Source organism: Pseudomonas sp. MF7453 (assembly GCF_016405455.1).
GTDB classification, from domain to species: Bacteria; Pseudomonadota; Gammaproteobacteria; order Pseudomonadales; family Pseudomonadaceae; genus Aquipseudomonas; species Aquipseudomonas paralactis.
In genome coordinates this window covers 122,117-142,645 of the sequence record NZ_JAEKCN010000003.1, presented here as the reverse complement: position 1 = coordinate 142,645, position 20,529 = coordinate 122,117, and the positions used below count along the sequence as shown (strand labels likewise).

Genomic DNA, 20,529 nt, shown 5'->3' with positions numbered 1-20,529 from the left:
CTTAAGCGGCCAGGCGCAGGTTGTGGGTAACCAGCGGGCGCGCCCAGTAGTAGTCGAAGTCCAGCGCCTTCTGTTGCGCGATGATTTCTTCTTCAGGGTATGGCGTGGCCGCTGGTGGCAACAGGTCCAGTTCGAACTCGGCAATCGGCAAATGCAGTGGACGCGGCTGGGGCGCCGGGCCGGGTGCTGGTAGCGGTTGGCCGGCGTTCAGCACAATCGGGCGGACCCAACCGCTGTCGAAATCCTGCTGGCGCTGCTGGGCGACGATTTCTTCTTCCGGGAACGGCGTGGCCGCCGGTGGCAGCAACTCGGTTTCGAATTCGGCAATCGGCAGGAACAGCGGCTCAGGCGGGGCGATCTCGGTGTCTTTTACATCGCACTCACGCTGGGTGAGGATCTGCGAGAGCAGGTCGGCGCCTTCGCTGGGTTCCACCGTCGGGTCGGTCGTTGCAGGCGCCTTGGCCGCCAGTGCCTGCGACGTTTCACCAAGCTGTTCGGCCAGCGCACGGGCGAAGAAGTCCTGCCACACATGACTCACCCCGGCCAGCGCTTGAGTATTGCGCAGGCCGTAGTGGTTGTGGGTCGGCAGTACACCGATGGTTAGGGGAAGAATGTCTGACATTTTTCTCGGTCGACGCTCAGCTCTGGCAAAATACCTGACTGCTTTTTTTATCGGCCGCTGTTTGCCGATCCTTAATATTTTTGAGCGTAGCGATTGATGAACGAACAACCAGCGGCCAGCCGCATCCAGGTCCAGGCGTTGGCCGACAGTTTCCAGGCCCGCGCCGAGCAGTGGGCTTCGCAGCTGGGCTTGCCGCTACAGGTGGCGGATGCGGATTTTTCCCTGCAAGTGGGCGAGCAGGGGCTGCAATTGCAGCAGCTTGGGCCAGATGCGCCGGGACCGGTGCGGGTCGACTTTGTCGAAGGTGGCGCGGCGCACCGGCGTTTATATGGCGGTGGCAGCGGGCAAATGATCGCCAAGGCCGTGGGCATTGCTCAAGGCGTGCGGCCTAGGGTGCTGGACGCCACCGCCGGGTTGGGCAAGGACGCGTTCGTACTGGCCAGCCTTGGGTGCGAGATGAGCCTGATCGAACGCCAGCCGCTGATCGGCGCCTTGCTCGAAGACGGCCTGGCCCGCGCTGCTCAGGATTTTGAGGTAGCGCCGATTGTGGCGCGCATGCAGTTGCTCAAGGGCAATTCCATCGATGTGATGCTCAATTGGGAGGGTGAGCCGCCCCAGGTGATCTATCTGGACCCGATGTTTCCACACCGCGAGAAAACCGCCCTGGTGAAGAAGGAAATGCGCCTGTTTCGACCGCTGGTGGGCGATGATCCGGATGCGCCGGCCTTGCTCGCGGCCGCCCTGGCGTTGGCCAGCCACCGCGTGGTGGTCAAGCGCCCGCGCAAGGCGCCGTGCATTGACGGGCCCAAGCCGAGTCATGCGCTGGATGGCAAATCCAGCCGTTATGATATCTATCCCAAAAAAGCCCTGAAGCCTTGAAGTTGGGCCGTTCCCAGGGTGTCGGGGGCAAGCCGAAGCGTACATTGCCCTCTGTAGGAGCGAGCTTGCTCGCGAAAAACGTCAACGATAACGCGTGCTTGCTGAATCAACGCGGCGCCTGTGAGTTTTTCGCGAGCAAGCTCGCTCCTACAGGCATTAGGGCAAGCTCCCTCGCCACAGGTTCGGCGGCGCACCAAAGTGGTGTCGATACCTATGCTCGTGCGTGGGAACGGTAGTTCAGGTTCTAAACGCCCGCATAAACAACCTCACCACATCCTGCACATGCGCCTCGGCCTCTACCGCGCTCAGTTGCCCGCCGCAGCCGTACAACAAGCGAAAGTTCGCCGTGCCCTTGAGCAGGCAAAAGAAGTGTTCGGCCGCTTTGAAGGGGTTATCGATGCGCAGGGCGCCGCTCTGGTCGATCTTGCCGAGCAGGCGCTCCATGCCTTGCAACATGCGCATTGGGCCGGCGTCGAAGAAGATCTGAGAGAGTTTCACGTCCTGATTGCCGCTGGTCATCATCAGGCGATGCAGGTTGACCGACTCCTCGCTGTTGATCAGCCGATGAAAGCCGCGCGCGATGTTCAGCAAAACCGTCTCTACGGGCATGCCTGCGGGTAGCTCGAAGTACATCACCGGCAATTGCTCTTCACATTTGGCCACCACCGCCGCGGTGAACAACGTCTCTTTATCGGTGAAATGGCTGTAGACGGTGAGCTTCGAGACGCCCGCCGCAAGGGCGACGGCATCCATGCTGGTGTTCGCATAGCCATTGCCCAGGAACAGGGATTTCGCCGCTTCGAGGATTGCCTGGCGTTTTGCCATGTCCTTGGGGCGCCCGGGGCTTGCGGTGTTTACAGGATTGTCGGACATTTTCACCTTTAATACTGGACTGGTGAGTTTGGTATTAATAACATACCGGCCAGTATAATTATTCCAAGCTCCATTTGCGAAAGGTCCTTCAGCATGCGCAGCGCGTTCCTGCCCCTTGCTTTGCCTGTCAGCCTGGTCTTTTTATTGGCCGCCTGCGGCCATGAAGAAGCGACCCAGGCTACCGTCCGTCCAGCCATGGTGGTGCAACCGCAGCCCTCGGCACAGGCAATGGACAGCTACCCCGGCGAAGTACGTGCTCGTTATGAGCCAGACCTGGCCTTTCGCATCGGCGGCAAAGTCAGCAAGCGGCTGGTGGAAGAGGGCGAGCGGGTCAAGGCCAACCAGCCACTGGCTGAACTCGACCCCCAGGATGTGCGCCTGCAACTGGAAGCCAGCCGTGCCCAAGTGGCTGGCGCGCAGGCCAATCTAAGCCTGGTACGGGCTGAACGCGATCGCTACAAGACCCTGATGGATCGTCAGATGGTCAGCCGCTCGCAGTACGACAATTCCGAAAACCTCTACCGAGCAGGTGAAGCGCGCCTCAAGCAGATCAAGGCCGAGTTCGACGTATCGAGCAACCAGGCCGGGTATGCCGTACTGCGCGCGCCCCAGGACGGCGTGGTTGCCAAGCGTGCTGTCGAAGTGGGCCAAGTCGTGTCTGCGGGCCAGACCGTATTCACCCTGGCCACCGATGGTGAACGCGAAGTGCTGATCAGCCTGCCCGAGCAAGGCTTCGGCCGCTTCAAGGTCGGCCAGCCGGTGTCGGTAGAGTTGTGGAGCCAGCCCGAACAGCGCTTTGCCGGACGCATCCGTGAGTTGTCTCCCGCAGCCGACCCGAAATCCCGCACCTTCGCCGCCCGTGTTGCCTTCACCGGCGGTAAGGTGCCTGCCGAACTGGGCCAGAGCGCGCGCGTGTTCATACAAGCCGACGGGGTCATTCCTCTCTCGGTACCGCTGTCGGCCCTGAGCGCAGAGAACGGCGCGTCCTTCGTTTGGCGGGTACAGCCGGACAACACCCTTCAACGCACGCCGGTGCGCATTGGCGCGTTCGGCGAAAAAACCGTGCCGGTGCTCGAAGGCTTGGCGCCCACCGACTGGGTGGTTGCCGCAGGCGTGCATGTGCTGCATGAGGGCCAGCAAGTGCGCCCAGTGGATCGCTCCAACCGTGTTGTGAATCTGGCGGCCAAGGAGTAGTCCCGATGGGTTTCAATCTTTCCGAATGGGCGTTGCGTAATCGCCAGATCGTACTGTTTCTGATGATCCTGCTGGCTGTGGTCGGCACTTTGTCTTACACCAAGCTGGGGCAAAGCGAGGACCCGCCCTTTACCTTCAAGGCGATGGTGATCAAGACCAACTGGCCCGGCGCCACGGCCCAGGAGGTGTCGCGCCAGGTCACCGAGCGCATCGAGAAAAAGTTGATGGAGACCGGTGAGTACGAGCGCATCGTGTCCTTCTCGCGTCCCGGCGAATCCCAGGTCACTTTCATCGCCCGTGACTCGATGCGTTCGGCGCAGATTCCTGAGCTGTGGTACCAGGTGCGCAAGAAAATCAGCGACATCCGCCAAACCTTGCCACCGGATATCCAGGGGCCGTTTTTCAACGACGAGTTCGGCACCACCTTCGGCAATATCTACGCCCTGACCGGCGACGGTTTTGACTACGCCGTGCTCAAGGACTACGCCGACCGCATCCAGATTCAGCTGCAACGGGTGCCGGACGTGGGCAAGGTCGAGCTGCTTGGACTGCAAGACGAGAAGATCTGGATCGAACTGTCCAACCTCAAACTTGCGACCCTGGGTCTGCCGTTGGCCGCGGTACAGCAAGCGTTACAGGAACAAAATGCCGTATCGACGTCCGGCTTTTTTGAAACCCCGAGCGAGCGCGTACAGTTGCGCGTGTCGGGCAACTTCAAAACCGTGGAGCAGATTCGCGACTTCCCGATTCGAGTGGGCGATCGCACCTTCCGTATCGGCGATGTGGCTGAAATCCACCGAGGCTTTAACGACCCACCGGCACCGCGTATGCGTTATATGGGCGCGGACGCCATCGGCCTGGCCGTGGCCATGCGCGACGGTGGGGATATTCTGGTACTGGGCAAAGCCCTTGAGGGCGAATTCGCACGCCTGCAAAAGAACCTTCCTGCGGGCATGGAGCTGCGCAAGGTGTCGGACCAACCGGCAGCGGTGAAGACCAGCGTCGGCGAATTCGTCCAGGTGCTGGCCGAGGCACTGGCGATTGTATTGCTGGTGAGTTTTTTCTCCCTCGGTGTGCGCACTGGCATGGTGGTCGCCCTGGCGATCCCGCTGGTACTGGCGATGACCTTTGCCAGCATGTATTACCTGGGCATCGGCCTGCACAAGATTTCCCTTGGCGCTTTGGTGCTGGCCCTGGGCTTGCTGGTGGATGACGCGATTATCGCCGTGGAAATGATGGCGATCAAAATGGAGCAGGGCTACGACCGGCTCAAGGCCGCGAGTTTTGCCTGGACCAGTACTGCGTTCCCCATGCTCACCGGTACCTTGATCACGGCCGCAGGTTTTTTGCCGATCGCCACCGCGCAATCGAGCACCGGCGAATACACCCGCTCGATCTTCCAGGTGGTGACCATTGCCTTATTGGCCTCCTGGGTGGCTGCCGTGGTGTTTGTACCGTACCTCGGGGAAAAGCTGCTGCCGGACCTGGCGAAAATTCATGCCGCCAAGCACGGCACCGATGGCCCGGATCCGTACGGCACACCTTTCTACCAGCGCGTAAGACGTTGGGTGGAGTGGTGTGTACGTCGGCGCAAGACGGTCATCATTTTGACCCTGCTGTTGTTCATCGGCTCGGTCGCATTGTTCCGCTTTGTACCGCAGCAGTTCTTCCCGGCTTCCGGGCGCCTGGAACTGATGGTCGACCTGAAACTGGCCGAAGGCGCCTCGCTGAGCAACACCGCCGAGCAGGTCAAGCGCCTGGAGGCGCTGCTCAAGGCGCATGCGGGTATCGACAACTATGTGGCCTACGTGGGCACCGGCTCGCCGCGGTTCTACCTGCCGCTGGACCAGCAACTGCCGGCCGCCAGCTTTGCGCAGTTCGTGGTGTTGGCCCACACCATCGAGGAGCGTGAAAGCTTGCGCACCTGGCTGATTGAAACGCTCAACGAACAGTTCCCGGAGCTGCGCTCGCGGGTCACTCGCCTGGAGAATGGCCCGCCCGTGGGCTACCCGGTGCAGTTTCGCGTGACCGGCGAACACATCGAAGAGGTCCGCAACCTGGCCCGCAAAGTGGCGGCCAGGGTGCGCGAAAACGCCCATGTGGTTAACGTGCATCTGGACTGGGAAGAGCCGAGCAAGATCGTGTATCTGAATATCGACCAGGACCGTGCGCGCGCCCTCGGCGTGAGTACCGCCAACCTGTCGAAATTCCTGCAGAGCTCTCTGACCGGTTCCAGCGTCAGCCAGTACCGGGAGGACAATGAATTGATCGAGATTCTCCTGCGCGGCACCGCCCACGAACGCACTGAATTGTCACTGCTGCCCAGCCTTGCCGTGCCCACCGATAACGGTAAAAGCGTAGCGCTGTCGCAGATCGCCACCCTCGAATACGGTTTCGAAGAAGGCATCATCTGGCACCGCAACCGCCTGCCGACCGTGACCGTGCGCGCCGACATCTACGGCAAGGAGCAACCGGCGACCCTGGTGCAGCAGATCCTGCCCACGCTCACAGATGTGCGCGCCGAACTGCCGGACGGTTACCTGCTGGAAGTGGGCGGCACCGTTGAAGACTCCGCTCGCGGGCAAAACTCGGTGAAGGCCGGCGTGCCGCTGTTTATCGTGGTGGTGCTGACCTTGCTGATGCTGCAATTGCGCAGCTTCTCACGCACGGCGATGGTTTTTCTGACTGCTCCCCTGGGCCTGATAGGGGTGACCCTGTTCCTGCTGGTATTCCGCCAACCCTTCGGTTTTGTCGCCATGCTTGGCACCATCGCGCTGTCGGGCATGATCATGCGTAACTCGGTGATTCTGGTGGACCAGATCGAGCAGGACATCAAGGCTGGGCTGGCACCGTGGCAGGCGATTATCGAAGCGACCGTGCGCCGCTTCCGCCCGATTGTGCTGACGGCTCTGGCGGCGGTATTGGCGATGATCCCGCTGTCGCGCAGCGTGTTTTTCGGGCCGATGGCTGTGGCGATCATGGGCGGGTTGATCGTTGCGACCGCGTTGACGCTGCTGTTTTTGCCGGCGTTGTACGCGGCGTGGTTCAGAGTCAGGAAGGATGCACAGTAGTGAGGACTTTGCCGTTTCACGAGCATTTGGTTTTTCAGGGTTCTTTGCCAGGCCAGGCGGCCTTGGTATGCGCTTTCGTTAAACCCCTGACAGGCCTGGCCTGAAACAACTGCGCCAAGGCCCGTAACAAGCGGCCTTGGCGCAGTAGCGTAACAATGCGGGGTTACAGCGCTCCAAACACCTTCTTTGCCAGGCTGGTGGCAGCCGCCGCCGGATTCTTGCGAATCGTCTCTTCCTGCTGCGCAATCATCTTGAACAAACCATCCAGCGCTTGCTCGGTTACGTAGTTTTCGACGTTGGCGCTCTTGGCGTCCACGGCGCCGAAGGCCGCAGCCTTGCCAGCCAGGGCGTTGTACTGCTGAGCCACGCCAACCTTGTCGGTAGCGGCCTTGACGATAGGCAGGAACTTGGCGCGGATTTCCTCTCGGCTGCTTTTGTTCAGGTATTGGGTGGCAGAGTCCTGACCACCGCTGAGGATGCCCTTGGCGTCGGTCACACTCATGTTTTTCACGGCATTGACCAGAATCGGCTGGGCCTGGGTCACGGCGGTTTCAGCCGCTTTGTTCATGCTGGTTTCCAGCTGCGTGACCTGGTCACCCATGCCGAACATTTTCAGTTTGTCGGCGACTTTGCCGAGCTTGCCCGGCAGGCCGATTTTTACTTCCGGGTTGTCGCTGAAGCCACCGGGTTTGCCCAGTTGTTTGACGGCAATCTGCGCACCTTGGGTCAGGGCATCCTTGAGGCCGCCGTTGGCGTCGCCCTGAGACAGGCTGCCAAGGTCCAGGGCCATGGCGTTGGCACCGAACAGCAAGCCGGCACACAGGGCTGTGAGGCGAAGAGATTTGCGGAGCATGGGCGCTTCCTTATGAAGTGGGAATGATCAGTGTGCGGCCGCATCAACCCGCAGGCGCAGCGGTTGTGGGTCCTGGCCGTTGAGTTGCACGGTGTGCCGCTCGGTGGTGATGAACAGTAGTTTGCCGTCCAGCTCGATGCGAGCGCTGACCGAGTATGTGTGGCCTGGCTTAACCTGGGCCGGGTCATAGCTCAGGTGAAACGGCAGCGGCACCTGGCCTTTGACCGGGCCTTTCTGTTCGGCGAGGGTCACGGCTGGGGCGTCCATCAGGGACACATCTTGCAGGCTGACGCTCAAGGTGGCGGCCGGTGGCAAGGCGATGCGCTGCAGGTAGAACACTTCGCCGTCGAGGCTGGCTTTGGGCGTTGGGGTCATTGAGTGGCAGGCTCCGAGCAGGGCGGTCAGGCCCAGGAGGATGATCTTTTTCATGGTGCAGCTCCTTTTCAACGGCGCCGGAATCCGCCCGGCGCCTCAGTCACTCTAACGGCTTTGTTCAGGTGTGACAGTGTCTGCTTGCGCTGGCGCTTCGGCCGCGCCGTCCACGCGATGCAGGGCCACCTGCCGGATCGACAGGCGAATATCGGCTGGCAGCACGCGTTTGGCGGCGCCTTCGGCCAGTTCGCCGAGCAGGTCGTGGTAGCCCAGTTTGCCGGCTTCATCACGACGCAGCACATCTTGCTCCAGCAACGTCTGAATAAAATGTCGGAAAAGACTTTTGTCGAAGAATTCCGGCGCGTTGAGGCCGTGCAGGATCGACAGGCGCTGGGCCATGATTGTGCACAGGTCTTCCAGTTCTTCGGCGCTGATGCTGTTCTGGCCGCTGTTGAGCAACAGCGAGATCGCCATGTAGAACCGTTGCAGGGTCTGGGCGATGCTTTTGGACAACAGCGTCAGCAGAACAAACTGCCGCGAGCTTGGCGCTGGGCGCAGGTACACGGCGTTTTCGAAGCGCAGCAGACCTTGCTCGACAAACGCGTCCAGCCATTGGTCGACCACGGTGTCCAACTCTTCCAGCGACCATCGGATAAACAGCTCCGATTGCAGATACGGATAGAGCGCATGGGTATAACGCAGGATCTGTTCGCGGCTCATGCGCGAGCTGCTCTGGAAGAAGCTCGCCAGCAACGCCGGCAGGGCGAAGATGTGCAGCACGTTGTTGCGGTAATAAGTCATCAGGACGGCGTTCTGCTCGTCGAGGTACACAATCTTGCCCAGGGCGTCGCTTTGCTCCGACAGCAGTTTCATGTCCTTGACGTGCTTGATCAGCGCCAGGCCATCACCTTCCGGCAGGGTGGTGTGGGGCGAGTAGGGCACGCGGCGCAACAGCGCCAGGTACAGGTCCAACTGGCGCGCCATGGCTTGTTCATCCAGAGCCAGGCGCGTGGTCGACAGCAGGGCCAGGGCGACCAGGTTCACCGGGTTGATCGCCGCGGCTTCGTTCAAGTGTCGCGCGACCTTCTCGCCGAGGCGGTTGGTGGTTTCGTTGAGCCAGGCCGGTTTGTAGTTCGGGCCCAGTTCCTGCGCGCGCCAGTCCGGTTGCTCGGCGTCGAGAAACTCCGCCAGCTTGATTGGCTCACCGAAGTTGACGGCGACCTGGCCGAAGCGCTGCTTGAGGGCGCCGACCACTTTGAAAATGTCGAAGATCGATTCTTTCTTCTTGCTCGCGCCCCGCAGTTCGCCGAGGTAAGTGCGGCCTTCGAGTACACGCTCATAGCCGATATACACCGGCACGAACACAATCGGCATACGCGAGGAGCGCAGGAAGCTGCGCAGGGTGATCGCCAGCATTCCGGTTTTTGGTTGCAGCATACGCCCGGTGCGCGAGCGGCCGCCTTCGACGAAGTACTCCACGGGGAACCCTTTGGTGAACAGGGTGTGCAGGTATTCGTTGAACACCGAGGTGTACAGCGGGTTGCCCTTGAACGTGCGGCGCATGAAAAACGCACCGCCACGGCGCAGCAGGCTGCCGATGACCGGCATGTTGAGGTTGATGCCGGCGGCGATATGCGGCGGAGTCAGGCCGTTCTTGAACAACAGGTATGACAGCAGCAGATAGTCGATGTGGCTGCGGTGGCAAGGCACATAAATCACCTCGTAGCCTTGGGCCACCTTCTGCACGCCTTCGATGTTATTGACCTTGATACCGTCGTAGATCTTGTTCCAGAACCAGCTCAGTACCACTTCCAAAAAACGGATCGCGGTATAGGTGTAGTCCGAGGCAATCTCGTTGCCGTAGCGCAGGGCCAGGGCTTTGGCTTTTTCCGCAGAGATTTTTTCTCGTTCGGCTTCATCCGCAATGGCTTGGCGCACCAGCGGCATATTCACCAGGCCCTTCACCAGATTACGGCGGTGGGACAGATCGGGACCAATCACGGCCGTCTTCAGGTTACGAAAGTGCACACGCAAGATGCGCTGGGCCATGCGCACGGTGCGTTCGTGGCCTTTATTGTGCTCGATCAATTCACGCAGGTTGATTGGCGCGGAGAATTGCACGCGGGTCTTGCGCCCCAGGATCAGGATGCTCAACAACCGGCGCAGACGCCCGGTCACCGCCCAGCTGTCGGCAAACAGCAGTTTCCACGGGCTGGACTCGCTTGCAGGGGTCTGGCCCCAGAACACGCTGACGGGAATGATTTGTGCATTCTCCTCGGCGTGCTCGGTCAGGGTATTGACCAGGCGCGTGAGGGTAGGCGGCGCGCCGCGCTTGTCCTGGCGCCCGAGCCAATCCGGATCCGGCGTGAGGTAGAAGAACGCCGCGGGCTCCATCAATGGGCCTACCGAAACCGGCAGCACCGGGCGTGGCAGGCCGGCCTTGGTGCACTCGGCATCGACCACCGCCAGCTCGGTGAGGGAGGGGGATTGCAGGACGTAGAAAACCGGCCGGCTGCGGTCCAGGTTAAGGGTGAGGGACGACTGATTGATCGTCTCCGAGCGAACCCAGAGGTACAACAGTCGGCGCAAGGTGCCAAACACCAGACGGCGGAACGGGGAGCGGGTCATAGGCGAACTGCTTCAAGTGGAAAAAACCGAGCAGATGCTCGGGCAGGTAGTGTGCCGTATTCACCGAAAATCGGCAAAAAAGCAGCGATGTAAACTTGAGTTGATGGTTTTTGAGCCTGTCTTATACTCGGCAGTTCAATACGTGCGACTCAACAATAAAAACCAAGTGGGAGTGAACAGATGGCAACGCGCGAAACCGGCAATGTGAAGTGGTTCAACGATGCAAAGGGCTACGGCTTTATTCAGCGTGAAGACGGCAAGGACGTGTTTGTGCACTACCGCGCCATTCGCGGTGAAGGCCACCGCTCGTTGGCCGAGGGCCAGCAGGTGGAATACGCCGTGGTGACGGGCGAGAAGGGCTTGCAGGCAGAGGATGTGGTGGGCCTGTAACAACTTTGTTTTGCTAACCCATTCAACTGTGGGAGCTGGCTTGCCTGCGATAGCATCACTGTGGTCTGACGGATAGACCAAGGTGTCTGCATCGCAGGCAAGCCAGCTCCCACATTGATTGGATTAGCCCGCTGTCAGGCAGTTTTCCAGGTGATCTGCTCTTCACCATCTGCGCTGATGCGAATCCAGGTATCGGCGCTTTCCTCGCCTTCTTCCTCGACCCACGTCCCCGGTGCGCAGCGCACTTCGACATTCAGCGCGGCAAATGCGGCACGGGCACAGGCGATGTCGTCGTCCCACGGGGTCTGGTCGCTTTCCAGGTACAGGCTGTTCCATTTGCCTACAGCCTTGGGCAGCCAGGTAACCGGCACGCTGCCGGCCTTGCACTTGTAGGTCTGGCCTCTCTGGACCCAGTCGGAGCAAGGGCCCAGGGCGGCGCCCAGCCAGGCGGCGATGGCTTTGTGATCGACGTCGGCGTCTTTCAGGTAAATCTCAATATCGGGTTGGCGCATGGATGTTCCTCGTTGCGGGATTCGAAAATCCATATCGCGAAATTTGTAAAGTGAGCTATTGAAGCACGAAATAATCGTAGCGCATCGACACCGTGACCTGCAGCGGTTCGGCGGCCTCGATCACCTCGCTACGGCGTTCGGCACTGGCCCGCCAGCCATGAGGCGTCATGGCCAGCAGGTTGGCGCGGTCAGTAGGCTCGGCCAGGCTCAGGGTGAATTCAAGGGTTTCACTGTGCGCCAGGCTCATGCCCTCCGGCACCAGGGCCAGGTGTTTATCGTCGGTGTACTCGCGTACCTCGTCGTAAAGGCGCTCGCGCAGTTCCATCAAGTGGCCGCTGGTGGGGCCGACCTTCATCAAGCCGCCGCCGGGACTGAGCAGGCGCTTGGCCTCTTGCCAGTCCAGCGGGCTGAACACGCTGGCGAGGAACTGGCAGCTGGCATCGGCCAATGGCACACGGGCCATGCTGGCGATCAACCAGGTCAGCGCCGGGTTGCGTTTGCACGCGCGCTTGACCGCTTCCCTGGAGATATCCAGGGCATAGCCATCGGCGTCGGGCAGGGCCTGGGCAATTTGCGCGGTGTAATAACCCTCGCCACACCCAATGTCGACCCAGCGCTGCGGTGCACGCTCGGCGGCCAGTTCGGCCAGGCGCTTGGCCACCGGCGCGTAGTGCCCGGCGTTGAGAAAGTCACGGCGCGCCTCGACCATGGCCAGGTTATCGCCCGGGTCGCGGCTGTTCTTGTGCTGCACCGGCAACAGGTTCAGGTAGCCCTGGCGCGCGCGGTCGAAACGGTGCCCGACCGGGCAGGCCACGCCATTGTCCACCGCATTGAGCGGTGCGCTGCAAAGGGGGCAGGCAAGCATCAGGCGAGCAACTTGATCAGGGTTTGGTAATAGATTTCGGTCAGCACATCAAGGTCGCTGGCCAGGATGCGTTCGTTGACCTGGTGGATGGTCGCGTTGACCGGGCCCAACTCGACCACCTGGGTGCCCAGCGTGGCGATAAAGCGACCATCGGAAGTACCGCCGCTGGTGGACGCCTTGGTCTCACGCCCGGTGATCGCCTTGATACTGGCAGATACCGCATCCAGCAGTGCGCCCGGTTCGGTGAGGAACGGCAGGCCCGACAGCGCCCAGTCCACATGCCAGTCCAGGCCATGTTTATCCAGGATCGCCGCGACCCGCTGTTGCAGGCCCTCAACGGTGGACTCGGTCGAGAAGCGGAAGTTGAACACCGCCGTCAGGTCGCCGGGGATCACGTTAGTGGCGCCGGTACCGGAGTTGAGGTTGGAAATCTGGAAACTGGTGGGCGGGAAGAAGGCATTGCCGTCATCCCAATGCTCGGCAGCCAATTCGGCCAGGGCGGCGGCTGCCAGGTGGATCGGGTTCTTCGCCAGATGCGGGTAAGCCACGTGGCCCTGTACGCCGCGTACGGTCAAGGTGGCGCCGAGGGAGCCGCGGCGGCCGTTCTTGACCACATCGCCCACCAGGGTCGTGCTCGACGGTTCGCCGACGATGCACCAGTCCAGGCGTTCCTTGCGCGCGGCCAGACGTTCGATCACCGCCTTGGTGCCATGGTGCGCCGGGCCTTCTTCGTCGCTGGTGATCAGGAAGGCGACCGAACCCTTGTGGTCCGGGTAGTCGGTGACGAAACGTTCCGCTGCCACCAGCATCGCCGCCAGGCTGCCTTTCATGTCTGCCGCGCCACGGCCGCAGAGCATGCCGTTTTCATCGATCAGGGCGTCGAAGGGGTCGTTCTGCCAGGCCTGCACCGGGCCGGTCGGCACTACGTCGGTGTGACCGGCGAAGCACAGCACCGGGCCTTCATGCTTGCCGTGGGTGGCCCAGAAATTGTCTACGTCTTCGATACGCATCGGTTCAAGCGCAAAACCGGCGTCGCCCAGGCGCTGCATCATCAGCTTCTGGCAATCGGCATCGATCGGCGTGACCGAGGGGCGACGGATCAGGTCGATGGCCAGTTGAAGGGTCGGCGAAAGGTCGGCATGGGCCGTCATGGGAAAACTCCGGAAAGCGTGTGATGGGCGCAGGACGAATGTGGAAATATCGAGCCTGGAGCGACGCAATTCCAATGTGGTAGCTGGCTTGCCTGCGATAGCATCACTGCGGTGTGCCTGTCAGACCGCGGCGTCTGCATCGCAGGCAAGCCAGCTCCCACATAGAATTGGGCCAGGCCAAGTCTCACAAAAGGGCCGTTATCTTATAGCAAAACGGCGGCCAGAGGCCGCCGTTTAGTGCATTGCGCAAGTTTTTACACCGCAGTGACAGGCTCAGCCTTCGGTGCCGGTTTGGGCAGCGACGACAGGAACGCCATGATCAGTGCGGCCACGTAGGGCAGCGACTGCACCAGCAACATCACGACCCAGAAGCGAATGTCATTGCTTGGCAGGCCTTGCACCAGGTAGATCCCCAGCGCAGCACCCCACAGCAGCAGCATGATGAACATTTCTTCGCGGGCTTCGGAAATGGCCACCCAGAAGCCGTGGTTATCGGCGTTTTTCGGCGTGCGAAAGAACGGAATGCTGGTGGTGAAGAAACCATACAGCACCGCCTTGGCGATGGTATGGGACAACGCCAAACCGGCCAGGGCCGCGCAGAACGCATCTTTCAAGTTCACGCCTACCGCACGACGGTAGAGGAAGATGATCTTGCCGACCTTGAACACAAACAACGCCAACGGCGGGATTGCGAAAATCAGCAACGGCGGGTCGACCCGTGTCGGCACGATGATCATCGCCGCCGACCACAACAGCGCGCCGACGGTAAAGAAGATGTTCATGCCATCGGCCACCCACGGCAACCAGCCCGCGAGGAAGTGGTAACGCTGGCCGCGGGTCAACTCGGTGTCTTTGCCGCGTATCAGGCTGGCGGTGTGACGCTTGATAATCTGGATCGCCCCGTAGGCCCAGCGGAAACGCTGTTTCTTGAAGTCGATAAAGGTATCCGGCATCAGGCCCTTGCCGTAGCTGTCGTGGTAGTACGCTGCCGACAGGCCTTTTTCGAACACGCGCAGGCCCAGTTCGGCGTCTTCACAGATGCACCAATCGGCCCAGCCCAGTTCCTCAAGCACCGAGCGACGGGTCATGGTCATGGTGCCGTGCTGGATGATCGCGTCACGGTCGTTGCGGGTGACCATGCCGATATGGAAAAAGCCTTTGTATTCGGCGTAGCAGAGCTTCTTGAAGGTGCTTTCGTTCTGGTCGCGGTAATCCTGGGGCGACTGCACCACGGCGATTTTCGGATCGGCGAAGTGCGGCACCATGTGTTTGAGCCAGTTGGGTGACACGCAGTAGTCCGAGTCGATCACCGCGATCACTTCGGCATCCTTGGCGGTGTGCGGGATCAGATAATTCAACGCACCGCCCTTGAAACCGGCCAGGGGCGCGACGTGGAAAAACTTGAAGCGCGGGCCCAGGGTTTCGCAGTAGTCGCGCACCGGCTCCCATACCGCCGGGTCCTTGGTGTTGTTGTCGATGATCAGGACTTCGTAGTCCGGATAATCGAGAGCAGCCAGGGCGTCGAGGGTCTGTTTGACCATCTCCGGTGGCTCGTTGTAGCACGGCACATGGATCGACACTTTCGGGCGGTAGTCCGAATCGCCTTCGACCGGCAGGAATTCGCGCCGGCGCTTGTGGGTCCAAACCGCTTCCGCCAGTTCGTGGGCTTCGGTCAGCAACACGATAAACACGCCGAGGGCACCGAGGGCCAGCAACACGCCGACGATCAGGCTGAACCAGGTGCTGTATTGCTGGCTGTAGTCATAGCCGATCCATACCAGCACCGACCCGCACAGGAACGCAATAAAGGTCAGGAAAGTGCGGCCACGCTGGCGCAGCGCCGAACCGTCGATCATCAACAGGGTCAGCGACAGCAGTGCAAGCACCACCGAGCCGATGGCCAGCACCCGCCATTGCGGGATCGCCACGACCGGGCCTTCAAAATTGAATTTTTGCTGGCGCGCGGCGTTGAACACGCCCCAGTAAGCACCTGCCGAGCCTTCGTCGCTGACTTTCCACGGCTGGTCGAAGGCCTCGATCACAAAGTAGTTGTAGCCCTGGCGGTTGAGCTTGTTGACCAGCGTACGCAGGTAAATGGCCTGGTCTGCCGGCGACGATTCATTACCACCGCGCATACGACCGTTACTCGGCCAGCCAACTTCCGACAGCAGCAGCGGCTTTTTCGGGAAGGTTTTCTTCAGATCCTTGGCACGGTCGAGTACGTACTGACCGGCCTTGTCCATCGGGATGTACTCCCAGAACGGCAGGATGTGCGCGGCGATCAGGTCGACGTGCTTGGCCAGTTGGGGGTTCTTTTCCCAGATGTGCCATTGCTCGGAGGTGGTCACCGGCACTTTTACGGCAGCGCGCACACGGTCCAGCAACACAATCAGCGCTTCAGGGGTGATTTCGTCACGGAACAAGGCTTCGTTGCCGACCACCACACGCACGACACTGCGCGAGTTGTTGGCGATCTCGATGGCACGCTGGATTTCACGCTCGTTGCGTTCAAGGTCCGGGCTGATCCAGATCCCCAGGGTCACGCGCAGGCCGAACTCTTCGGCCAGCTTGGGGATTTCGCCCAGGGAGCCATCGACCGAGTAGGTACGGATGTTGTCCGTCAGCTTGCTCATGATCGCAAGGTCCTGACGCATCTGCTCTTCAGTCGGAAACTGATTCTTCTGCGGGTACTGGCCTTGCTGGAACGGCGAGTAGGAAAACCCGGAGATCTGTTCAGGCCAGTTGGGAGCGGTGACCGGGCGGTTGATCAGCGCCCAGAAACCGGTGAACAGCGCGGCGATGGCCAGCACGATCACCAGGTTGAGTCCAAATTTACGCGATGCCATGGTTATGTCGGGTTCCAAAAGGTGCGGAACGAAAAGAGGTGTCGGCCTACGCCGAACGGCGCGCATCCTACACCGGCCTTTCCCTGAGCGTACAGCAGACAGAGAAAAGCCGGACGTTAGTCTGCGAAAGTCCACCTAAGTTCTTTACTTGTAGCTGGAAGCTTCGAACTTGTCGCGCTGTAGTCCATAATGCGCGCCGGTTTTTGGGGTAATGATCATGAGTACAGAAGATCCGCGGTTCGCAGGCGTCGCCCGCTTGTACGGCATCGAGGGGCTGGAACGCTTGAAAGCGGCCCATGTGGCGATTGTCGGCGTCGGCGGCGTGGGCTCCTGGGCGGCGGAAGCGATCGCCCGTTGCGGGGTGGGCGAGATTTCGCTGTTTGACCTGGACGATGTCTGCGTCAGTAACAGCAACCGCCAGTTGCACGCTCTGGACAGCACCGTGGGCAAGCCCAAGGTCGAGGTGATGGCTGAGCGCCTGCGTGGGATCAACCCGGCGTGCACCGTGCATGCCGTAGCGGACTTCGTCACCCGCGACACCATGGCGGAGTACATCACGCCGGATATTGACTGCGTGATCGACTGCATCGATGCGGTCAACGCCAAGGCGGCGCTGATTGCCTGGTGCAAACGCCGCAAGATCCAGATCATCACCACCGGCGGCGCTGGCGGGCAGATTGACCCCACGCTGATCCAGGTGTGCGACCTGAACCGCACCTTCAATGACCCGCTGGCCTCGAAAGTGCGTTCTACCCTGCGCCGCGACTACGGCTTCTCACGCACCGTGACCCGTCATTACAGCGTGCCGTGTGTGTTTTCCACCGAGCAACTGCGCTATCCCAAGCCCGATGGCAGTATCTGTTTGCAGAAGAGTTTTGTCGGTGATGGCGTGAAGCTGGACTGCGCGGGAGGGTTTGGCGCGGTGATGATGGTCACAGCTACGTTCGGCATGGTCGCGGCGACCAAGGCGGTGGACAAGATTGTGGCGGGAGTGCGCCGTCCCTCAGAGCGCATCAAACCCACCTAGACCTCACCACCCGACAGAGATCTAAACTGTGGGAGCTGGCTTGCCTGCGATGAAGCCCTGCTAGCCGACGGCAATCTACCTGACACCCCGCGATCCCAATGTGGGGGCTTGCTCGCGAAGGCGGCCTGACAGCCGACCGGGATGTGGGATTAGATTGAGTACATATCCGTTATTTAGGTAACGGCCACTTAGGGTTCCGCCCTGACGGCGGCTCACTTTTGAAAAGCGCAAAAGTAAGCAAAACGCTCTTGCCCCACCACTCGGCACCTCGCCTAGGCTCGGTGTGCCCGTAATCCTCCAGTGATTTGGGGGGCCGCCGCCACGCGCCATCCATGGCGCGGGGCGGCTAAACCGGCATCCCTGCCGGTTTACCCCCCAAATCCCTGTCGAATTCCGGCCAGCGTGGTTTAACGGGGCGCCTGAGATCAAGATCACAAGCAGATCAAGAGCAAGATCAAGAGCGGCTCGCTTCGCATCGTGGTTACCGTCGGTTACCTGTGGCCATCGCAGGTAAGCCAGCTTCCACATTATTTCTATGTATGCGTCAGGTCTTGCATGCGTTGCAGTACGGCATTCAAACCATTGCTGCGCGACGGCGATAACTGGCGCGACAAGCCCAGTTGATTGAACCAGTCAGGCAGGTCAACCGCTTGCAGTTCATCAGCCGACAGCCCATTGACCCGCGCCAGCAGCAACGCCACCAACCCACGAATCATCCGCGCCTCGCTGCTCGCCGTAAACTGCCAATGGCCGTCCTGCAAGCGCCCCACCAGCCACACCAGGCTTTCGCAACCTTGCACCAGATTAGCGTCGACCTTTTCGTCATCAGCCAGGGCGGGCAAGCGTTCACCCCATTGCATCAGCATCCGGGCGCGCTGCTCCCAACTGCCAACGGCCTGGAAGGCTTGCAGCGCGGCGTGCGCCTCCAGCGGCAGGCTCATCGCAACATATCCAGCGCCTGGTCCAGCGCTTCAAAGAAGCGCTCCAGGTCATCGGAATCGTTGTACAGCGCAAGGGACACTCGAATGGCGCCGGACAAGTGCATGGCCTTGAGCAGCGGCATTGCACAATGATGCCCGGCGCGCACGGCGATGCCTTGCTCGGTCAGCAGGTGAGCCAGGTCGGCGTTATGCACACCTTCCACCACGAAGCTCACCAGCGCTGCTTGCGGTGATCCCAGTACACGCACGCCATTGCGAGCTTTCAGCCCGCGCAGCAAATAGTCGTGCAGTGCGGCTTCGTGGGCGACTACGGCGTGCTGATCCAGCGAACTCAGGTAATCGAGGGTAGCACCCAGGCCGATCACGCCGGCAATGGGCGGCGTGCCGGCTTCAAACCCCAGTGGGGCAGGGCGGAAGCTGGCGCCTTGATAATCTGCCTGCTGCACCATTTCGCCGCCAAACTGCCAGTGGCGCAGGTGATGCAGGGCTGCGTTGCGGCCGAACAGCACGCCGACGCCGTCCGGGCCGTAGAGTTTGTGGCTGGAGAATACGTAGAAATCGCAGCCCAGGGCCTGTACGTCGTGGCGCCCATGCACGATGCCCTGAGCGCCATCCACAACCGTCAGGGCGCCGTGTGCCTGGGCCAGCGTCAGTAGGGCTTCCAGCGGCTGCCAGGTGCCCAGCACGTTGGACAACTGGCTCAGCGCCAGCAGGCGCGTGCGCGGGCCGATCAAGGATGCGGCGGCTTGCAGGTCGATCACGCCGTCATCGTCCAGGGGCAATACCACCAGCGTCAGCGCACGTCGTTTGGCCAACTGCTGCCACGGCAACAGGTTGGCATGGTGTTCCAGGGCGCTGATGGCTATCTCATCGCCCGCATTGAATAGATGTTCAAGGCCATAGGCCAGGAGGTTCAGCGCAGAGGTTGCGCCGTGGGTGAATACGATCTGCCCGCTGTCGCCTGCATTCAACCACTGCGCGACCTTGCTGCGACTGTCCTCAAAGGCTTGGGTCGCATGGGCCCCCGGCAAATGCTGGGCACGGTGCACATTGGCTGCGCCATTGGCGTAGTAATGGCTGATGGCATCCAGCAGAGCTTGGGGTTTTTGGGTGGTGGCGGCACTGTCCAGATAGGTCTGGTCTTGCCGTTGCAGGGTAGCGATGGCCGGGAAATCGGCGCGCCAGGGGGAGGGCACAAGCATGGTGATCAAGACTCGTATAAGCGAGCCGCACCCGAAGGTGCGGCCGCTAGTGGCATCGAGTGGCTGCTTAGTTGTGAGCGTGCAGCGCTTCGTTCAGTTCGATGGCCGATTTGTGGGTTTTGCACTCCACGGCACCGGTCTCGGAGTTACGGCGGAACAGCAGGTCCGGTTGACCGGCCAGTTCGCGCGCCTTGACCACCTTGACCAGTTGGTTCTTCTCATCGAGCAACGCCACCTTGGTGCCGGCGGTGATGTACAGGCCCGACTCCACGGTGTTGCGGTCGCCCAACGGGATACCGGTACCGGCGTTGGCGCCGATCAGGCAGCCTTCGCCGACCTTGATCACGATATTGCCGCCGCCCGACAGGGTGCCCATGGTGGAGCAGCCGCCGCCCAGGTCCGAACCCTTGCCGACGAACACGCCTGCCGATACACGGCCTTCGATCATGCCCGGGCCTTCGGTGCCCGCGTTGAAGTTGACGAAACCTTCGTGCATCACGGTGGTGCCTTCGCCCACGTAGGCGCCCAGACGGATACGTGCAGCGTCAGCGATACGCACGCCGGCCGGTACGACGTAATCGGTCATTTTCGGGAACTTGTCCACCGAGAACACTTCCAGCAGGTCGCCACGCAGGCGCGCTTCCAGTTGGCGCTCGGCCAGTTCATTGATGTCGATGGCGCCCTGGCTGGTCCAGGCCACGTTCGGCAACTGTGGGAACACACCGGCCAGGCTCAGGCCGTGGGGCTTGACCAGGCGATGGGACAACAGGTGCAGCTTGAGGTAGGCCTCAGGCGTGGAGGTCAGCGCGGCATCTTCGGCCAACAGGGTGGCGACCAGCGGCGTGTGGCTTTCCGCCAGACGGCTCAGCAGGGCGGCCTGGGCGGTGTCGACGCCTTTAAGTGCGTCAGCCAGTTGCAGGGCCTGGCTCACGGTAAAGGTGATGGCCTGGTTGCCTTCGGTGTAACCGAGGATCGGTGCGATGGCGGCAACGATTTCAGCCGACGGGTTGAGCAAGGGTTGTGCGTAAAACACTTCCAGCCAAGCACCTTGGCGGTTCTGAGTGCCGACGCCGAAGCCCAGGCTGAACAGGGAATTGGACATG

General features: G+C 61.1%; 17 protein-coding genes. 5 read left to right on the top strand and 12 right to left on the bottom strand.

The window, feature by feature from the left end:
* Window position 1: 1 nt before the first annotated feature.
* Window positions 2-622: a hypothetical protein gene (locus tag JFT63_RS06475; RefSeq protein WP_057701331.1), complete on the bottom strand. Its 621-nt coding sequence runs from the start codon at window positions 620-622 to the stop codon at window positions 2-4.
* 96 nt (window positions 623-718) lie between these two features.
* Here JFT63_RS06475 and JFT63_RS06470 point away from each other — a divergent pair, with 96 nt between their 5' ends.
* Complete coding sequence (locus tag JFT63_RS06470; protein ID WP_198843621.1) at window positions 719-1,501, top strand: class I SAM-dependent methyltransferase; 783 nt, start codon at window positions 719-721, stop codon at window positions 1,499-1,501.
* A gap of 237 nt (window positions 1,502-1,738) precedes the next feature.
* Here JFT63_RS06470 and JFT63_RS06465 read toward each other — a convergent pair whose 3' ends face one another.
* The gene (locus JFT63_RS06465; RefSeq protein ID WP_198843620.1) at window positions 1,739-2,374 is read right to left on the bottom strand and encodes a TetR/AcrR family transcriptional regulator; all 636 of its coding nucleotides are present in this window, start codon (window positions 2,372-2,374) and stop codon (window positions 1,739-1,741) included.
* A 93-nt stretch (window positions 2,375-2,467) separates the two neighbouring features.
* Here JFT63_RS06465 and JFT63_RS06460 point away from each other — a divergent pair, with 93 nt between their 5' ends.
* Both JFT63_RS06460 and JFT63_RS06455 read left to right on the top strand, forming a co-directional pair.
* Window positions 2,468-3,568 carry an efflux RND transporter periplasmic adaptor subunit gene (locus JFT63_RS06460; RefSeq protein ID WP_198843619.1) on the top strand — a complete coding sequence of 367 codons (1,101 nt, stop codon included), beginning with the start codon at window positions 2,468-2,470 and terminating at the stop codon, window positions 3,566-3,568.
* A gap of 5 nt (window positions 3,569-3,573) precedes the next feature.
* Complete coding sequence (locus JFT63_RS06455) at window positions 3,574-6,639, top strand: efflux RND transporter permease subunit (protein ID WP_198843618.1); 3,066 nt, start codon at window positions 3,574-3,576, stop codon at window positions 6,637-6,639.
* A gap of 163 nt (window positions 6,640-6,802) precedes the next feature.
* On the opposite strand, the gene JFT63_RS06450 is transcribed toward JFT63_RS06455, so the two are convergent.
* The 3 genes from JFT63_RS06450 to plsB are packed head-to-tail and all read right to left on the bottom strand — an operon-like array spanning window position 6,803 to window position 10,492.
* Window positions 6,803-7,492: a DUF4197 domain-containing protein gene (locus JFT63_RS06450; protein WP_186559748.1), complete on the bottom strand. Its 690-nt coding sequence runs from the start codon at window positions 7,490-7,492 to the stop codon at window positions 6,803-6,805.
* Window positions 7,493-7,519: 27 nt separating this feature from the next.
* Entirely contained in the window at window positions 7,520-7,921 is a 402-nt protein-coding gene (locus tag JFT63_RS06445) for a YbaY family lipoprotein (protein WP_057701325.1), read from the bottom strand.
* A gap of 51 nt (window positions 7,922-7,972) precedes the next feature.
* Window positions 7,973-10,492 carry a glycerol-3-phosphate 1-O-acyltransferase PlsB gene (gene plsB / locus JFT63_RS06440; RefSeq protein ID WP_198843617.1) on the bottom strand — a complete coding sequence of 840 codons (2,520 nt, stop codon included), beginning with the start codon at window positions 10,490-10,492 and terminating at the stop codon, window positions 7,973-7,975.
* Window positions 10,493-10,672: 180 nt separating this feature from the next.
* Between plsB and JFT63_RS06435 the strand changes: the two genes are divergently transcribed.
* Entirely contained in the window at window positions 10,673-10,882 is a 210-nt protein-coding gene (locus JFT63_RS06435; RefSeq protein ID WP_003219353.1) for a cold-shock protein, read from the top strand.
* A gap of 134 nt (window positions 10,883-11,016) precedes the next feature.
* Here JFT63_RS06435 and JFT63_RS06430 read toward each other — a convergent pair whose 3' ends face one another.
* The 4 genes from JFT63_RS06430 to JFT63_RS06415 all read right to left on the bottom strand — a co-directional run bounded on the left by JFT63_RS06430 (window position 11,017) and on the right by JFT63_RS06415 (window position 16,256).
* On the bottom strand, window positions 11,017-11,394 hold the full coding sequence (locus JFT63_RS06430) for a hypothetical protein (protein WP_005785549.1): 378 nt from the start codon (window positions 11,392-11,394) through the stop codon (window positions 11,017-11,019).
* Between the two features lie 55 nt (window positions 11,395-11,449).
* Window positions 11,450-12,259 (bottom strand): putative RNA methyltransferase, encoded by an 810-nt coding sequence (locus tag JFT63_RS06425; RefSeq protein ID WP_057701323.1) that lies wholly within the window; start codon window positions 12,257-12,259, stop codon window positions 11,450-11,452.
* The gene (dapE, locus tag JFT63_RS06420; protein ID WP_005785553.1) at window positions 12,259-13,410 is read right to left on the bottom strand and encodes a succinyl-diaminopimelate desuccinylase; all 1,152 of its coding nucleotides are present in this window, start codon (window positions 13,408-13,410) and stop codon (window positions 12,259-12,261) included. The genes JFT63_RS06425 and dapE overlap by 1 nt, the downstream gene beginning before the upstream one ends.
* 254 nt (window positions 13,411-13,664) lie before the next feature.
* Window positions 13,665-16,256 (bottom strand): glycosyltransferase, encoded by a 2,592-nt coding sequence (locus JFT63_RS06415; protein ID WP_198843616.1) that lies wholly within the window; start codon window positions 16,254-16,256, stop codon window positions 13,665-13,667.
* A 217-nt stretch (window positions 16,257-16,473) separates the two neighbouring features.
* Here JFT63_RS06415 and tcdA point away from each other — a divergent pair, with 217 nt between their 5' ends.
* Window positions 16,474-17,283 (top strand): tRNA cyclic N6-threonylcarbamoyladenosine(37) synthase TcdA, encoded by an 810-nt coding sequence (gene tcdA / locus JFT63_RS06410; protein ID WP_198843615.1) that lies wholly within the window; start codon window positions 16,474-16,476, stop codon window positions 17,281-17,283.
* 533 nt (window positions 17,284-17,816) lie between these two features.
* Here tcdA and JFT63_RS06405 read toward each other — a convergent pair.
* From JFT63_RS06405 to dapD, 3 genes are all read right to left on the bottom strand, one after another.
* The gene (locus JFT63_RS06405; protein WP_198843614.1) at window positions 17,817-18,224 is read right to left on the bottom strand and encodes a SufE family protein; all 408 of its coding nucleotides are present in this window, start codon (window positions 18,222-18,224) and stop codon (window positions 17,817-17,819) included.
* A complete protein-coding gene (locus JFT63_RS06400; RefSeq protein ID WP_057701319.1) occupies window positions 18,221-19,426 on the bottom strand; it encodes an aminotransferase class V-fold PLP-dependent enzyme in 1,206 nt (401 codons plus the stop codon). Before JFT63_RS06400 ends, JFT63_RS06405 begins: the two co-directional genes overlap by 4 nt.
* Before the next feature lie 67 nt (window positions 19,427-19,493).
* Window positions 19,494-20,528: a 2,3,4,5-tetrahydropyridine-2,6-dicarboxylate N-succinyltransferase gene (dapD, locus tag JFT63_RS06395; RefSeq protein ID WP_186559730.1), complete on the bottom strand. Its 1,035-nt coding sequence runs from the start codon at window positions 20,526-20,528 to the stop codon at window positions 19,494-19,496.
* Window position 20,529: the final 1 nt, after the last annotated feature.

Bases quoted from the DNA above. Each gene is read 5' to 3' on its own strand.
- JFT63_RS06475 (WP_057701331.1), bottom strand. From the start codon at position 622: ATGTCAGACATTCTTCCCCTAACCATCGGTGTACTGCCGACCCACAAC.
- JFT63_RS06470 (WP_198843621.1), top strand. From the start codon at position 719: ATGAACGAACAACCAGCGGCCAGCCGCATCCAGGTCCAGGCGTTGGCC.
- JFT63_RS06465 (WP_198843620.1), bottom strand. From the start codon at position 2,374: ATGTCCGACAATCCTGTAAACACCGCAAGCCCCGGGCGCCCCAAGGAC.
- JFT63_RS06460 (WP_198843619.1), top strand. From the start codon at position 2,468: ATGCGCAGCGCGTTCCTGCCCCTTGCTTTGCCTGTCAGCCTGGTCTTT.
- JFT63_RS06455 (WP_198843618.1), top strand. From the start codon at position 3,574: ATGGGTTTCAATCTTTCCGAATGGGCGTTGCGTAATCGCCAGATCGTA.
- JFT63_RS06450 (WP_186559748.1), bottom strand. From the start codon at position 7,492: ATGCTCCGCAAATCTCTTCGCCTCACAGCCCTGTGTGCCGGCTTGCTG.
- JFT63_RS06445 (WP_057701325.1), bottom strand. From the start codon at position 7,921: ATGAAAAAGATCATCCTCCTGGGCCTGACCGCCCTGCTCGGAGCCTGC.
- plsB (WP_198843617.1), bottom strand. From the start codon at position 10,492: ATGACCCGCTCCCCGTTCCGCCGTCTGGTGTTTGGCACCTTGCGCCGA.
- JFT63_RS06435 (WP_003219353.1), top strand. From the start codon at position 10,673: ATGGCAACGCGCGAAACCGGCAATGTGAAGTGGTTCAACGATGCAAAG.
- JFT63_RS06430 (WP_005785549.1), bottom strand. From the start codon at position 11,394: ATGCGCCAACCCGATATTGAGATTTACCTGAAAGACGCCGACGTCGAT.
- JFT63_RS06425 (WP_057701323.1), bottom strand. From the start codon at position 12,259: ATGCTTGCCTGCCCCCTTTGCAGCGCACCGCTCAATGCGGTGGACAAT.
- dapE (WP_005785553.1), bottom strand. From the start codon at position 13,410: ATGACGGCCCATGCCGACCTTTCGCCGACCCTTCAACTGGCCATCGAC.
- JFT63_RS06415 (WP_198843616.1), bottom strand. From the start codon at position 16,256: ATGGCATCGCGTAAATTTGGACTCAACCTGGTGATCGTGCTGGCCATC.
- tcdA (WP_198843615.1), top strand. From the start codon at position 16,474: ATGAGTACAGAAGATCCGCGGTTCGCAGGCGTCGCCCGCTTGTACGGC.
- JFT63_RS06405 (WP_198843614.1), bottom strand. From the start codon at position 18,224: ATGAGCCTGCCGCTGGAGGCGCACGCCGCGCTGCAAGCCTTCCAGGCC.
- JFT63_RS06400 (WP_057701319.1), bottom strand. From the start codon at position 19,426: ATGCTTGTGCCCTCCCCCTGGCGCGCCGATTTCCCGGCCATCGCTACC.
- dapD (WP_186559730.1), bottom strand. From the start codon at position 20,528: ATGTCCAATTCCCTGTTCAGCCTGGGCTTCGGCGTCGGCACTCAGAAC.